The 14,991-nt window shown below is 57.7% G+C and carries 13 protein-coding genes; 6 read left to right on the top strand and 7 right to left on the bottom strand.

The genetic code is table 11. The features are described from left to right. Window positions 1-26: 26 nt before the first annotated feature. A complete protein-coding gene (locus AC2TDA_RS12315) occupies window positions 27-1,841 on the bottom strand; it encodes an extracellular solute-binding protein (protein ID WP_480879433.1) in 1,815 nt (604 codons plus the stop codon). Window positions 1,842-2,133: 292 nt separating this feature from the next. Between AC2TDA_RS12315 and AC2TDA_RS12310 the strand changes: the two genes are divergently transcribed. After that, window positions 2,134-2,907, top strand: a complete 774-nt coding sequence (locus tag AC2TDA_RS12310) for a 3-hydroxybutyrate dehydrogenase (RefSeq protein ID WP_480848117.1) — start codon at window positions 2,134-2,136, stop codon at window positions 2,905-2,907. A 48-nt stretch (window positions 2,908-2,955) separates the two neighbouring features. After that, window positions 2,956-3,981, top strand: coding sequence for a patatin-like phospholipase family protein (locus AC2TDA_RS12305; protein ID WP_480848115.1), 1,026 nt, complete (start codon window positions 2,956-2,958; stop codon window positions 3,979-3,981). Here AC2TDA_RS12305 and AC2TDA_RS12300 read toward each other — a convergent pair whose 3' ends face one another. The 4 genes from AC2TDA_RS12300 to AC2TDA_RS12285 all read right to left on the bottom strand — a co-directional run bounded on the left by AC2TDA_RS12300 (window position 3,982) and on the right by AC2TDA_RS12285 (window position 7,210). After that, window positions 3,982-4,659: a DUF502 domain-containing protein gene (locus tag AC2TDA_RS12300; RefSeq protein ID WP_480848113.1), complete on the bottom strand. Its 678-nt coding sequence runs from the start codon at window positions 4,657-4,659 to the stop codon at window positions 3,982-3,984. Window positions 4,660-4,721: 62 nt separating this feature from the next. After that, entirely contained in the window at window positions 4,722-5,636 is a 915-nt protein-coding gene (locus tag AC2TDA_RS12295) for a pseudouridine-5'-phosphate glycosidase (protein ID WP_480879432.1), read from the bottom strand. Continuing rightward, window positions 5,633-6,526, bottom strand: coding sequence for a PfkB family carbohydrate kinase (locus tag AC2TDA_RS12290; RefSeq protein WP_480879431.1), 894 nt, complete (start codon window positions 6,524-6,526; stop codon window positions 5,633-5,635). Before AC2TDA_RS12290 ends, AC2TDA_RS12295 begins: the two co-directional genes overlap by 4 nt. 63 nt (window positions 6,527-6,589) lie before the next feature. Then, window positions 6,590-7,210, bottom strand: coding sequence for a thiamine phosphate synthase (locus tag AC2TDA_RS12285; RefSeq protein ID WP_480879430.1), 621 nt, complete (start codon window positions 7,208-7,210; stop codon window positions 6,590-6,592). Window positions 7,211-7,373: 163 nt separating this feature from the next. Here AC2TDA_RS12285 and AC2TDA_RS12280 point away from each other — a divergent pair, with 163 nt between their 5' ends. From AC2TDA_RS12280 to AC2TDA_RS12270, 3 genes are all read left to right on the top strand, one after another. Further along, a complete protein-coding gene (locus tag AC2TDA_RS12280) occupies window positions 7,374-8,117 on the top strand; it encodes an RNA methyltransferase (protein ID WP_480848105.1) in 744 nt (247 codons plus the stop codon). 63 nt (window positions 8,118-8,180) lie between these two features. After that, a complete protein-coding gene (gene ctaA / locus AC2TDA_RS12275; RefSeq protein WP_480879429.1) occupies window positions 8,181-9,326 on the top strand; it encodes a heme A synthase in 1,146 nt (381 codons plus the stop codon). A gap of 4 nt (window positions 9,327-9,330) precedes the next feature. After that, complete coding sequence (locus AC2TDA_RS12270) at window positions 9,331-10,800, top strand: carboxypeptidase M32 (RefSeq protein WP_480879428.1); 1,470 nt, start codon at window positions 9,331-9,333, stop codon at window positions 10,798-10,800. 136 nt (window positions 10,801-10,936) lie between these two features. On the opposite strand, the gene trhA is transcribed toward AC2TDA_RS12270, so the two are convergent. Both trhA and gyrA read right to left on the bottom strand, forming a co-directional pair. After that, complete coding sequence (trhA, locus tag AC2TDA_RS12265; RefSeq protein ID WP_480879427.1) at window positions 10,937-11,605, bottom strand: PAQR family membrane homeostasis protein TrhA; 669 nt, start codon at window positions 11,603-11,605, stop codon at window positions 10,937-10,939. A gap of 137 nt (window positions 11,606-11,742) precedes the next feature. Beyond that, complete coding sequence (gyrA, locus tag AC2TDA_RS12260) at window positions 11,743-14,469, bottom strand: DNA gyrase subunit A (protein WP_480879426.1); 2,727 nt, start codon at window positions 14,467-14,469, stop codon at window positions 11,743-11,745. 193 nt (window positions 14,470-14,662) lie between these two features. Between gyrA and AC2TDA_RS12255 the strand changes: the two genes are divergently transcribed. Next, complete coding sequence (locus tag AC2TDA_RS12255) at window positions 14,663-14,932, top strand: usg protein (RefSeq protein WP_480848096.1); 270 nt, start codon at window positions 14,663-14,665, stop codon at window positions 14,930-14,932. Window positions 14,933-14,991: the final 59 nt, after the last annotated feature.

The following is a 14,991-nucleotide window of genomic DNA, read 5'->3' as shown; positions in this document are numbered from 1 at the left end:
TGAAATATGGAAATAGATTGCTCAGGTCAATCCTGATACCACCAGACCTGCGGCATGTATTCCGGTCCGTCGCCATAAATCGGCAAGGTTTCGGGGAATTTCAGCTCCTTGGCGTGCGCAATGCGCCCGACATCAAAGCTCCAGATCGGAATGACATAGCGTCCAGCGGTCAATACGCGATCAAGCGCTCGGGTCGCGGCCACAAAATCCTCGTGACTTTCAGAGGACAGCATAGCGGTGATCAGCCCGTCGACGGCGGGCGATGCCACACCCATCAGGTTGCGAGTGCCCGGAGTATCAGCATTTTCGCTACCCCAATACAGGCGCTGTTCGTTACCAGGGGAAAGGGACAGTGCGCGGCGGAAGATTGTCATGTCAAAGTCCAGCTTTGACGTGCGCTCGGTGAATTGTGCGCTGTCCACCTGTTCGGTTGTGACCTGAATACCCAGACGCTCCAACGCGCCGGTGAAAATGTCTATTGCGGTCTGATTGTCGCTGTCGCCTTGCTGCAGCAGTACGGTGATGGTGAACGGGTCGCCGTTTTCGTTTCGCAGGACACCGTCCTGAATGATCCAGCCTGCTTCGGACAACAATTTACTGGCCGCACGAATATTGGCCCGGTTGCGGGCCGAGCCGTCGCCCTGAGGCAGGGCATACCCTTCAATTGTACCAGGCGGCAGGCTGTCGGCGTAGGGCAAGAGTAGCTCCTTAACCTTCCCGGTTGCCTCACCCGGTTGCATCGCCAGATCAGAGCCTGAGAAATACGAAGTGATCCGCGGCTGTGCACCGCCGGTGATCGTGTCGTTGATGAATTCGAAGTTGAACGCCAGCATCAGCGCTTCGCGCACGCGCCAATCGTCAAATGGTGCTTTGCGTGTATTCATCACAAAGCCAGTCATGCCCGAAGGCTTGCCGTGCGGTATTTCCGTCTTGATCACATCGCCGCGCTGTGCGGCAGGAAAGCCGTATTGAGTGTCCCATTTGTCAGCGTTGAATTCTCGAACTGCCGACAGCTCACCGGCTTTGAAGGCTTCGAACAGAACTGTGCCGTCGCCGTAGAACTCAATCCGCATTTCATCAAGGTTCATGGTGCCTTTGCGGAATGGTGTATCCGCGCCCCAGTAATCCGGGTTGCGGCGCAGGTTTACATACCGTCCGGCCTCGTAATCGTCGATTACATAAGGGCCAGTTCCAACCGGGATGTCATGCAAGCTTGCGTTGGCGAAGTCTTTCCCCTCCCACTGTGCTTTTTGCAGGATCGGGCGCATACCTGCGATCAGGGCCAGCTCGCGATCGGGTTCGTTGAAGGTGATGCGTACGCTGCGCGGGCCGGTCTGTTCGATGCTATCGATCTTGCCCCACAAACCGCGATAGCGCAGGTGCCCTTCGGTGCCCAACTTCTCATAGGACCAGACTACATCCTCGACGGTCACGGGGGCGCCGTCCGAGAATCGGGCATTTTCGCGCAGCGTGAATTCGACCCAGGACCGGTCCGGAGCAGTCTCAACTGATTCGGCTAACAACCCGTAAAGTGTGAAAGGTTCGTCCCAGGATCGACCCATCAGACTTTCATGGGTCCAAAACCTCAATTGCCAGGGTGACGTGCCTTTTTGCACAAACGGGTTCAAACTGTTATAGCCGCCGGTGTTTCCGAAAACGACCTTACCACCCGTGGGCGCATCTGGATTTGCGTAGGGTAGCGACACAAAATCCGGTGGTAGGGCAGGGTCACCATACATAGCTATGCCGTGCGCCGATTCTGCCGATACCAGAGAGGCCGTGAAAATGGTGGCGATTCCCGCGATCACTGGACGAACGGGGCGGAGATAATTGGCGATCATTTTGGAAACAATCCTGCTCTGGCCTTATTTTGTTTGGGATTCACCGTAGCGATGATTTTTCTTGTTATCAAACTTTTAGCTTGGATGGCGGCGTGGAATTGCTTATAAAGGTTCTACTGCTCGATAGGTTTCTTGCCTGTATGAAACCTGCCTCAATAACTTAACGCCCGCTTCGTGCGGGCGTTTTTTTGTGCAGCAATTGCACGGTTTCTTGCCCCGGATCATTCCCCGTTTTCTTTGCAGGTGCAGCATGGCACTGTGTCCGCGAAATGGACTCAGAGGGAGAGCGGTCATGAGCCTGTCTGGAAAAACTGCCATCATTACGGGATCGAATTCGGGGATCGGGCTGGGGGTGGCGCGTGAGCTGGCCAAGGCCGGGGCGGATGTGGTCCTGAACTCGTTTACGGATCGGGATGAAGACCATGCTTTGGCGGCCGGGATTGCAAAAGAGACAGGAACCAAGGCGCGATACATCAAGGCCGACATGTCAAAAGGCGAGGAATGCCGGGCCCTGATCGAACAAGCCGGGGCCTGCGATATTCTGGTTAACAATGCGGGTATCCAGCACGTTTCGCCGATTGACCAATTTCCTGTTGAGAAATGGGACGCAATCATCGCCATCAATATGAATTCGGTTTTTCATACGACCGCTGCGGCGCTGCCGATGATGCGCAAGGCAGGCTGGGGACGGGTTGTGAATATCGCGTCCGCGCACGGATTGACCGCGTCTCCTTTCAAAGCAGCTTACGTGGCAGCTAAACATGGTGTTGTCGGGATGACGAAGACCGTGGCGCTGGAAACCGCGCAGGAACCGATTACGTGCAACGCGATCTGTCCGGGATACGTACTGACGCCGTTGGTCGAGTCGCAGATTCCCGATACGATGAGAGAGTACAACATGAGCCGAGAGGACGTGGTCAAGAACATCCTGCTTGAACGGCAACCGTCTAAGGAGTTTGCCACTGTGGAGCAGTTGGGCGGCACGGCGATCTTCCTGTGCTCGGACGCAGCAGCGCAGATCACGGGGACGACGATCTCGGTTGATGGGGGCTGGACTGCGCTGTGACGCATGAGGGTTCTGCGCTAGACCATTGAACAGAAGAAGGAGCGCGGTTTGAAACGCATCAATCTGGCTTTGCAGGGTGGTGGCGCACATGGCGCCTTTACCTGGGGCGTTCTGGATCGGATTCTTGACGAAGAAGATATCGAGGTTGCGGCGATTACCGGAACCTCGGCCGGGGCGTTGAATGGTGCTGCGTTCAAGTCCGGGATGGTGCATGCAGGGCGTCAGGGCGCACGGGATTGTCTGGACGGATTGTGGAAACGCATGGGTGCGGTGGGCGACATGCGGATCGCCCATTGGATGCGCGGGGTGGAACCGGCGCATATTGCGCAGGCGCTGGAATACGCGGCTCCGTTTTCGGTGGCGGATGCGTGGTCGCGGCTGGTGTCGCCTTATGCGTATGGGCCGTTCTACAGTAATCCGCTGGAAAGCGTTGTTGAACGGTTCAACTTCGATGAGATATGCGCAGACGATGGACCTGGCTTGTTTGTCTGCGCCACTTGTGTACGCAGCGGCAAGATCAGAGTGTTCACCGGGCGTGAGATTTCGACAGATGCCATCTTGGCCTCGGCCTGTTTGCCGAACCTGTTTCAGGCGGTCGAAATTTATGATCCAAAATCGGGACGGACCGAAGCCTATTGGGATGGTGGTTATACCGGCAATCCCGCACTGTACCCTTTGTTCGATGGTGAGCTGCCGGATGACGTGGTGATCGTTAACATCAACCCGCTGGAGCGGGACGAAGTGCCGAAGACGCCGCAGCAAATCCAGAACCGGATCAACGAGATCAGCTTTAACTCGTCTCTGTTCAGAGAGTTGCGGGCGATAAACTTTGTGCAGCGTCTGCTGGCGGAAGGAAAGCTGAAAGCAGGTGAGATGAACCGCGTTCTGGTACACATGATCGCCGATGACGAGCTGATGAACGACTTGTCTGCTGCAACCAAGACGGTGCCCAATCCGATTGTGCTGCACAGGCTGAAACAGGCCGGACAGGCAGCAGCGCACCAGTTTCTGCGCGACCACAAATCCGATCTGGGTGAGCGCAGCACTGTCGATCTGCCCGCGATGTTTGGTTGATTACTCGGGCGGCTGTGTCGGGTCTTTTTCGTTGGGGTAAACGAGACCTGCGGAAATCACCAGCTTCGCCGCGTCTTCGATCGACATATCCAGCAGGATGACATCCTCTTCCGGAAAGAAAAGTAGAAACCCCGAGGTCGGGTTCGGCGTGGTGGGAACAAACACGCTCATCAACGCGCCTGCGGTTTCCGCACGTTCGCTGACTTCACCTCGGGCGGTGGTCGAGACAAAGCCGATGGCCCAGATACCCCGGCGCGGATACTGGATCAGGCAGGCCTTTTCGAAGGAACGCTCGGTTTGGGCAAAAACAGTTTCCGATATCTGTTTGATGCCGGAATAGACGGACCGAACAACTGGCATTCGGTCCACAAGGCTTTCTGCGAAATGGATCAATGACCGTCCAAGAATACCCTTGGCAATCCAGCCGACGATTACAGTGAAGATCAGGAAGATCACCACGCCAACGCCGCGCAGGTTGATACCGACATATTCCGAGGGCTGGAAACGTTGCGGGATCAGTGGCAAGACTGCGCTGTCGATCCAGCCGACGACTGACCAGATCAGCCAGACGGTCAGCCACACTGGCGCAATGACGACGATACCCGTCAGAAATGACGCACGGAACCCTGCGAAAAGGCCGGGTCGGCGATGAGGTTCTTCGTCAAAGGGCGTATTCATTGCGGTCCTGAGCGGTTTGCGGATTTAGTTAAGCAGTCCGGGGCCTTGGTACAATAGGTTAATCAGGCTTTGCTGTCGCTGAGCGCCTTGGCGATTCCTGCCGCAAGCCGCGCATTGTTACGGACTAATGCGATATTGGCGATAAGTGAACGCCCATCGGTCTGTTCAAAGATACGTTGCAAAAGGTAGGGCGTGACGCCTTTGCCGGTGATCCGGTGCGTTTCGGCATCGGACTGAGCAGAGGCGATAATGGGTGCCAGTTCTTCGGCCGGGATTTGGTCGGCGATTGGGATAGGGTTCGCGACCAACTGCCCGCCGGGCAGGCCAAGCGCGCGGCGCGTGGCATGTGCCAGGGCGATCTGCTGCGTGCTGTCCATCCGCAAGGGCGCGGCATAGGGGGACTTGGCCGACCAGAAGGCCGGGAATTCGTCCTGACCGTGGGCGATGACCGGAACGCCCAGCGTTTCGAGCACTTCCAAAGTTTTTGCCAGATCCAGGATGGCCTTGGCGCCAGCGGCAACGACTGTCACCGGTGTTTGCGCCAATTCGTGCAGGTCGGCGGAGATGTCAAAAGTGGTTTCGGCCCCCTGATGGACGCCACCGATGCCGCCAGTCGCGAAGACTTCGATCCCGGCGTAATGCGCAGCGATCATGGTCGCTGCCACGGTGGTGGCACCGGTACCTCCGGTGGCAATGCAGGCCGCCATGTCGGCGCGTGAGATTTTGGCCACGCCCTGTGCTGTGCCCAAACCTTGCAGCTGCTCTGGTTCGAGCCCGATATGGAGCGTGCCCTCGATCACCGCGATGGTGGCCGGTGTTGCGCCGGCATCGCGGATGTCTTGTTCTACCTGAGCTGCGACCTCAATGTTCTGAGGGTAGGGCATGCCGTGGGTTATGATGGTGCTTTCCAGCGCGACGATAGGATGGCCGGCGTCTTTGGCAGCGCGGACCTCTGCAGAGAATTGGATGTTGTTCACAGTGGGGTTTCTCCGGAAACATATGTTGCAGCGGCGTGCAAGGCGCGGGTCAGGGCCGCTTCGTTATCTGCGCCGCCCGCTTCTGAGGCGATATGGGCCGCCATGAAAGTGTCGCCCGCGCCTGTCACCCGAGTAACCAGAACGGACGGGGGTTTCTGGGTCAGAACGCCCGAGGCCGAGCCGACGGTTGCCGAGCTGCCTCCGTCAGTCACCAGCACTCGCAATGCGCCCCTGTCCAGCAGGCCTTTGGCGGCGCTTCGGGAGTCGGTAAACTCTCGCTGGCACAGTAGCCCTGCTTCTTCGAGGTTTACATAAAGTGTCGCGCGGGCGTGCTTGAGGAAAGGCAACAGGCGCTCGGCCTTGCCGGGTGAGGCAGGTGCTACGCGCAGATCGGCGCGAGCGAAGGCCGGGCTTTGGGCGATCTCTTCGAGCAAGTCCTGTGTCAGGTTGCCGTCGAGAGCGATTGGCCCTTCAAAGGGCGTATTCTCATAACCCAGAGGGCCGTGCATCAGCGGGTGCAGGATTTTGGGCCCTGCCGCTTCGAGCGAATGAGCATCAGCGATGGCAGCAATCAGCCCATTGGCGCCTTCGACGGCCATATAACGGTCAGTCGGAAGGTCTTGCGAGCGGTAGACATGGTCGGTCACCATGCCAAGCCGTGAACAAGCATGGATCAGTTCGTCGCCTTCAGGATCTCGGCCAATGGCCGTCAGAAGGGTCGGCGTCATGCCAAACCGGACGAGTGTCATTGCAATATTCATGGCCACGCCGCCCGGCAGTCGAGTGATGCGCCCGGGTACATCCGAACCTTGCCGCATGGCGCTGGCGGATCGGCCTATCACATCCCATAGGACGGACCCGATACACAGGATTTCGCTGTTCTGACTCATGCTGATGTCATGCCGCAGTACCCGTTTCCCTGCAAGTCGGAATGGTACCGCAAACGGTCACACTCAGCTCATTGCCGCGATCAGTGTGCTCAATTCGGCCGCAGGATCGTCTTTGGACCAGATCTCATCACCAATGCCGAAGAAATCGGTATTGGGTGACAAGTCACGGATCAGGTCCGGTGTCAGGCCGCCTTCGGCCACGACCGGAACTTCGATCATCTCGGACCACCACTGAAACAGGTCTTTTTCTGCGCGTGTGCCGTCACCCAGAGCCGCGCCGCCGACGGGGCCAAAGGCCACATAGTCTACTCCGGCTTCGCCTGCGGTCATGCCGTCGTGGCTGGACGCGCCACAAAAGCTGCCAACGATGGCGTCGGCGCCCAGCTCTTTACGTGCTGCGCGCACCGATCGGGCGGCATCATCCAGATGTACTCCGTCGAGGCCCAACCGCTGAGCCAACAAGACATGATTTGAGATCACTAGCGCGACGTCGCGTGCGTGGGCCACTTCACGGCAGGCATCTGCGGCGCGAGCAATTGCATCTTCGTCACTACCGGCCAGCGCCAGACGAATGCAGGCGATCTCGGCCCTGTCGAGAACACTGGCGAGCCTGTTAGGAAAACTACTCAGCTCGATGGTCGGAGGCGTGATCAGGTAAATCTGCGGCTGCTCGGGGGTGTCCATGGGCGCGTCCTTCGCTTTCAGTCTTTGGCGCGGTTTAGCGGATTGCGCCGGGGAAGCAAACTTTTATGCCTCGTGCGTGGGTATTTGGGATCAGAAGAGGCTGGGGTGCCTTGCTCTGCGCGGATGTGGGGATTAGAGCAGGCGGAACTTTTCGGAGTAAGTGATGCCCAGAGATTCATCCCAGCCATCCTTTGTGCTTGTCCGCCCCCAAATGGGCGAGAACATCGGCGCCGCTGCGCGGGCGATGTGGAATTTCGGTCTGGACCGGATGCGGATCGTGGCACCGAGGGACGGTTGGCCGAACCCGAAGGCAGTGGCGATGTCGAGCGGGGCCGGGCGATTGCTGGACGAGGCGCAACTGTTCGATGATCTGGCAGGTGCGCTGGGGGACAGGACCTTTGTCTTCGCGACCACAGCGCGGCAGCGCGGGTTGACCAAACCGGTTTTTAGCCCTGAACGGGCGATGCAGATCGCTGCTGAGAAGGTCGCGGCGGGTGAAAAAGTGGCTGTTCTGTTTGGTCCGGAGCGCGCCGGGCTTGAGAACGAGGATATCGCAAAGGCGAATGCGATCATTTCGGTCCCTGTGAACCCGGAATATGCCTCATTGAATCTGGGACAGTGCGTGTTGCTGACCGCCTATGAATGGATGCGCCAGACCGGCGATGTGGCGCATGAAGCTACCGATCTGGGCAAGGGCGACTGGGCAACCGGCATAGAGGTAGAGAAGCTGGTCGAGCACTATGAGGGGCGGTTGGAAGAGGCCGGGTTCTTCTATCCGCCTGAAAAGGCGGAAGGGATGAAGGTGAACCTGCGCAATTTGTGGTCTCGAATTCGGATGACGCGGGCGGATGTACAGATGCTGCACGGGATCATGCGGCAGATGGTCCGCTGGAAGGAAAAGGGCTGAGGCTGGACCTCGGTCCCCCATGGCCCTAGCTTGCGACGAAATCCAAGGCAGGAAGAGGACGGCATGAGCGGTAAGCGCAGCATCTTCGAAGACGTCTCAGACACGGAAAAACAACAGGCGGTTCAGCCGGGAATGATCGACAGGGGGCGCGGTGGCGCACGTCTGGCCATTCGCATCTGGCTGATGATCCTGTTCGCTTTGGTGGTCGTGATGATCGCGGTCGGCGGGCTGACGCGCCTGACTGATAGTGGTCTGTCCATCACTGAATGGCGTCCGATCACCGGAGCCGTGCCACCGATGACTGAAGCGGATTGGCAGGCCGAGTTCGATAAGTACAAACAGATCGACCAGTGGCGCATCCAGAACCAGTGGATGGAGTTGGCGGACTTCAAATCGATCTATTGGTGGGAATGGGGTCACCGTCAGTTGGGCCGCGCGATCGGGCTGGTCTGGGCGCTTGGGTTCTTTGGCTTTCTCGCCGCACGTAAGATCCCAGCCGGGTGGACTGGACGTTTGCTGATCCCCGGTGTTCTGGGCGGCGTGCAGGGGGCCGTTGGCTGGTGGATGGTTGCCTCAGGCGTGACACAGGGCGAGGGCATGACCGCCGTCGCCAGCTATCGCCTTGCGATACATCTGGGTCTGGCTTTCGTGATCCTCGGGTTTCTGGCGTGGTATATTTTCATGCTGGGGCGCGAGGAGCGCGACCTGATGCAGGCGCGGCGTGCGAAAGAGGCGCGGTTGTTCTCACTGTCCACAGGACTGATGCATTTTGCGTTCCTGCAAATCCTGATCGGCGCGATGGTGGCCGGGATCGATGCCGGGCGATCCTTTACAGACTGGCCGTTGATCGGCGGACAACTGCTGCCGCCGGACGCAACGATGCTAGAGCCGATGTGGCGGAATTTCTTCGAAAGTCCGGGCCTTGTTCAGTTCATTCACCGTTGCGCAGGCTATTTGCTGTTTGCTTTCGGTATTGTGGTCTGGCGTCGCGGCAGTACCAGCGCTCATCCGCAGACGCGTTTTGCCTTCAACGCCATGTTTGCGGTTCTGGCTCTGCAGGTGGTGGTCGGTGTATTGACCGTCGTCTACGGCGCACCCTGGCAGATCGCCATTTTCCATCAATTCCTGGCCGTCGTCGTCTGGACCCTGATCCTGCGCGCTCGTTTTTTGACGGCCTATCCCATAGCAACTTCTCTGCGCGGAGCATGACTTTATGACAGCTTTCAACGACCTGATGGCCTATCAGCGTGAAACCTCGGCCCTTGGACAGATCGCCGGACGTTTGGGTTGGGACCAGGAAACTGTGATGCCGCGTGGTGCAGCACCCCAACGCGCCGAGGAGATGGCCGCGATCGAGGCCGTGCTCCACGCCCGCCGTTCGGATCCGCGCGTCGCGGACTGGCTAGAGAAAGCGGACGCAGACAGCGAATCCGATCAGGCGCAATTGCGGGAAATCCGTCGTGCCTATGATCGTGCAGTCAAGGTGCCGGCGGATCTGGCAACGGCAATTGCACGGGTTACGTCAGCGGCACAAGGCTTGTGGGCGCAGGCCCGCGCGGACGAGGACGTCGCGGCCTTTCTGCCTGTTCTGGATGAAGTCGTCTCGCTCAGGCGCGAGGAAGGTTCTGCGCTGGCTCAGGGCGGCAATATCTATGATGCCTTGGTCGAGGATTACGAGCCCAACACCACTGGTGATCAGATTGCCACCATTTTTGACCAGATGCGTCCGCGGCTTGTTGCCCTGCGTGCAGCCGTTCTGGACAAACCAGAACCAGCCGCGCTTTCGGGTTGTTTTGATGAGCTGGCTCAGATGTGTCTGTCGCAGAAATTGGCCACTACGTTCGGTTATGACCTGAACCGGGGCCGAGTGGACAAAGCGGTGCATCCGTTCAGTTCGGGCAGCGGCTCAGACGTGCGAATTACTACCCGAACCAGCGAAACCGACCCATTCAACTGTTTCTACTCGACGATTCACGAGGTCGGCCACGCCGCATATGAACAAGGGATCAACAGCAGCTACGCGCTGACGCCGCTGGGTCAAGGCGTATCGATGGGCGTGCACGAAAGCCAAAGCCGGATCTATGAAAACCAGCTGGGTCGTTCTCGTGCTTTCACAGGCTGGCTTTATGGTCAAATGACGGAGGCATTCGGCGACTTCGGTATTGCGGATGCCGATGCCTTTTATGGCACCGTTAATCGCGTACATAACGGGTATATTCGTACCGAGGCGGACGAGGTGCAATACAACCTGCACGTCATGCTGCGGTTCGATCTGGAGCGCGCCTTGATGAGCGGTGATCTGCAGGTGGGCGATCTGGAAGCTGCCTGGAACGACCGATTTGCTGCTGATTTCGGTTATGCAGTAAACAAGCCATCAAACGGGTGCCTGCAGGATGTGCACTGGTCGGTTGGTCTGTTCGGATATTTCCCGACTTACGCGTTGGGTAATGTCTATGCCGGGTGCCTCTATCAAGCGCTGCGGGGCGCAGTGCCTGGATTGGACAGCCAGTTGACCGAAGGCGACACTTCGGGCGCAACCGGCTGGTTGCGCGAAAACGTACAGCAGTACGGCGGGCTTTATGAACCGCGCGAGATCATTCAGCGCGCAAGCGGTGTAGAACCGGGACCGGAACCGTTGTTGGCCTACCTCGAAGAAAAGTTCGGCGGGTTGTACGGGCTTTGATGTCCGTACGATGTTGCGCCGGGAAGAGGTGCTTGTCTGACCTGTTGCTGTTCTCTGCGTGATCACCCCAACGAGTGTCTGATTTGGGTGTGAATGCGGTTGGCTTCACACCTGGATGCGCGCAGCTTGGTTGGTATCAAAGAAATACAACAGGTATCCTTTCGATGCGAACGGCGACCGCAGCGAAAAATAGCACGCTCCCGGTCAGTACGAACACATGCCAGATCGTGTTGTGATAGGGTATCCAGTCGAGAAGATAAAACGCGATGCCCGCGGTATAGACAACGCCGCCGGTCAGCATCAAAACCAGAACGGTTTGGGGCAGATCGGCCAGCATCTCATGGCCCGCCCAGACGGCGGCCCATCCCATCACAACGTACAGCGCAAGCCCGAGCCACCGGAAGCGGTGAGGATGCAGCATCTTCATGGCTGTTCCCAATGTGGCAGAGGACCACAAACCTATGAGAAGCCCAGTCGACGGAACACCAGACAACAGAACGAACGGTGTGTAAGTGCCTGCAATTTTAACATAAATCCCGGAATGATCGAGGCGGCGGAGAAGCTCCGACCATTTGTCGCTTTCGATCATGTTGTAAAGCGCCGAAAACGTCAGCATGAAAACAAGTGTGACGCCATAAACAGAGGCGCCCAGCACGGCAGCTGGTTCTGATCGGTAAAAGATCGTCAAAACCACCAGTGTCGGAACCGCAATCAGTGCTGAAGAAACACCTAAAACGTGGACAATGGCGTCGCTGATGCGTTCGGCACGGCTGTAGGCCGGTCGGATATCTGCAAAAGACTGCATGGGTTAAATCTAGGATCCAGAGTGCGCCCGGACAAGGATCACCCGGTTGCCTGTCAATAAATTGATCCCAAACAACAAAGCGCCCGCAGAGCGAGCGCTTTGTCATAACCGGTTTCTGGCAATGTCGAAGGGCGAGGTTATTCTTCGGCCTCTTCATCGCCCTGATCCGCAATCCAGGCGACACTGACGACCTCTTCACCCTTGCCAGTGTTGAACACTTTCACGCCGCCAGCCGAGCGCGATCGGAAGGAAATTCCGTCGACAGGCACCCGGATTGACTGACCCTTGGACGTTGCCAGCATGATCTGATCGTCAATCTCAACCGGGAAAGAAGCCACCAGTTCGCCGCCGCGCATCGCCTTGTCCATCGCCGCGACGCCCATGCCGCCCCGTCCGCGGACAGGATAGTCGTGGCTGGAGCTTAGCTTACCTGCGCCACCTGCGGTAATCGTCAGAATCAGGTTCTCGACGGCTGACATTTCGGCGTAACGTTCCTGAGGCAGAACGCTGTCCGCGTTGCCTTCGTCCTCATCGTTGTCCGTTTCCTCGGTGACGCCCGCCATCAGACGACGCATCTTCAGATATGCGGCCCGTTCATCCGGGCCGGCTTCGAAGTGTCGGATCACCGACATCGACACAACCCGGTCGCCGTTGGACAGCCGTATTCCACGGACGCCCGTGGATTCTCGCGAGTTAAAGACTCGCACATCCGTCGTGCGGAAGCGGATGGCACGGCCCGAGTTGGTGACCAACATCACGTCCTCGTCTTCCGAGCAGATGCGGGCATTAACCAGTTCTACACCCTCGGGCAGCTTCATGGCGATCTTGCCGTTGCGGCGGACATTGGTGAAGTCAGACAAACGGTTACGGCGCACATCGCCCGCACTGGTGGCGAAAATGATTTGCAGGTTTTCCCATTCCTCATCCGGCACATCAACCGGCATGATCGCTGCAATGGAAACGCCGGTCGGGATCGGCAGGATATTGACGATGGCCTTTCCTTTGCCGGTTCGTCCAGACTGCGGCAGCCGCCAGGTCTTCAACTTGTACACCATTCCATCCGTGGTGAAGAACAGAAGCTGCGTGTGCGTGTTGGCGACGAAGAGGTTGGTAACAACATCCTCTTCCTTGGTCTGCATCCCCGACAGCCCTTTGCCACCACGTTTCTGCGCGCGGAAGTCGACCAGCGGAGTCCGCTTGATGTAGCCACCCGAGGTCACTGTCACGACCATGTCTTCACGCTCGATCAGGTCTTCATCTTCCATATCGCCGGACCAGTCGACGATTTCGGTACGACGTGGTACGGCGAACTGCTCGCGGACGCTGCGCAGCTCATCGCCAATGATCGACATGATCCGTTCGCGAGAGGACAGAATATCCAGGTATTCCTGGATCTTGGCAGCCAACTGTTCCAGCTCGTCTGTGACCTCTTTGACGCCCAGCTGTGTCAGGCGCTGCAGGCGCAGGTCCAAAATTGCCCGAGCCTGAACTTCGGTCAGGTTGTAGGTGCCATCATCGTTCATTTTGGACAGCGGATCGTCGATCAGGCGCAGGTAACCCTCGATCTCAGCTGCGGGCCAACGACGGGTCATCAATTTCTCACGCGCCTGTGCCGCGTCAGCCGAAGACCGAATGGTCGCCACGACCTCATCCACGTTCGAGACGGCTACGGCCAGCCCGCAAAGTATGTGGCTACGCTCGCGCGCTTTGCGCAAATCATAGGCCGTCCGACGCGCTACGACGTCTTCCCGGAAGTCGATAAAACTGGTGAGGAACCGCCGTAGTGTAAGCTGCTCGGGGCGACCACCGTTCAAGGCCAACATGTTGCAGCCAAACGATGTTTGCATCGGCGAGAAGCGGAACAGTTGATTCAGCACCACCTCGGGCGTCGCATCTCGTTTCAGTTCAACCACCACACGCACGCCGTTGCGGTCGGATTCATCCTGAACGTGGCTGACACCTTCGATGCGTTTCTCGCGCACGGCTTCGGCGATCTTTTCGATCATCGAGGCCTTGTTCACCTGATAAGGGATCTCATCGACAACAATTGCGTACCGGTCTTTACGGATCTCCTCGACGCGGGTCTTGGAGCGGATTATCACGCTGCCGCGTCCCTCAAGGTACGCCTTGCGCGCACCCGACCGGCCCAGCATGACGCCGCCTGTCGGAAAATCGGGGCCGGGGACATATTCGATCAATTGTTCGGACGTCAGATCCGGGTCGTCGATCAGGGCTAGCGTGGCATCAACCACTTCACCCAGGTTATGAGGAGGAATGTTGGTCGCCATACCCACGGCAATACCGCCGGCACCATTAACCAACATGTTGGGGAAACGGGCGGGCAGAACGGTCGGCTCTTTATCTTTGCCGTCATAGTTGTCCTGAAAATCGACCGTGTCTTTTTCGATATCTGCCAGAAGGGAGGCGGCGGGTTTGTCCATCCGCACTTCGGTGTAACGCATAGCCGCGGGGTTATCGCCGTCCATCGAGCCAAAGTTGCCCTGCCCATCCAGCAACGGCAACGACATTGAGAAATCCTGAGCCATCCGCACCAACGCGTCATAGATCGCGCTGTCTCCGTGTGGGTGGTATTTACCCATCACGTCGCCCACCGGACGGGCCGATTTGCGGTAAGACTTGTCGTGCGTATTCCCTGTTTCATGCATCGCGTAAAGGATACGGCGGTGCACAGGCTTCAGCCCGTCCCGTAGATCAGGGATCGCGCGGGAAACGATGACCGACATCGCATAGTCCAGATAGGACGTCCGCATTTCGGATTCGATGGAAACCGTCGGGCCGTCATAGGTGGGGCGCTCGGGCGGGGTTTCATCCATGTTTTCAGGAATTTCTGGCGTATCGCTCACGTAAACTGCCCGTTCTTTATGCAGGGTCTATATCTTGTGGATGCATCTTATCAGACCCGGCACATAAGGTGCAAGCAAGCAACGATTTTGCATGCGAAAAACCCCGTAACACCAGAGTAACATATTGTTAACTAAGGGTTAGGAGGTTTTCGTGTTACCCTAAAGAGACCTTGCAATAAATTTGGAGGTCTGCATGGAGCAAAGCGAAACGGAATTAATGCTCAAGGGGTACGGGCTGACGACGGCAGAGTTTTTCTATCGCATGCCCGATTATATTCACGTTCTGAATACGTTCATCTGGCAGGAATACGACCTGGCGCCCGATCATCCAAAGCTGTTCGATTTCATCGACTTCTGGCAGCGAGAGATCGAAGGCCCGTTGCATTCCGTCCGGTTCACGCACCGCAAGATGATCGCGCCCGGAGAATGGCGCAACATGGTTGGTGAGTTTCGGATCAATTGACGCTGGAATAGGGTTTCGGATCAGTAGCTGTCGGATTGCGTTTATATTTTGGACGCATC

Source organism: Ruegeria sp. HKCCD6426 (assembly GCF_057221115.1).
This window is presented reverse-complemented; position numbering and strand designations above follow the sequence as displayed.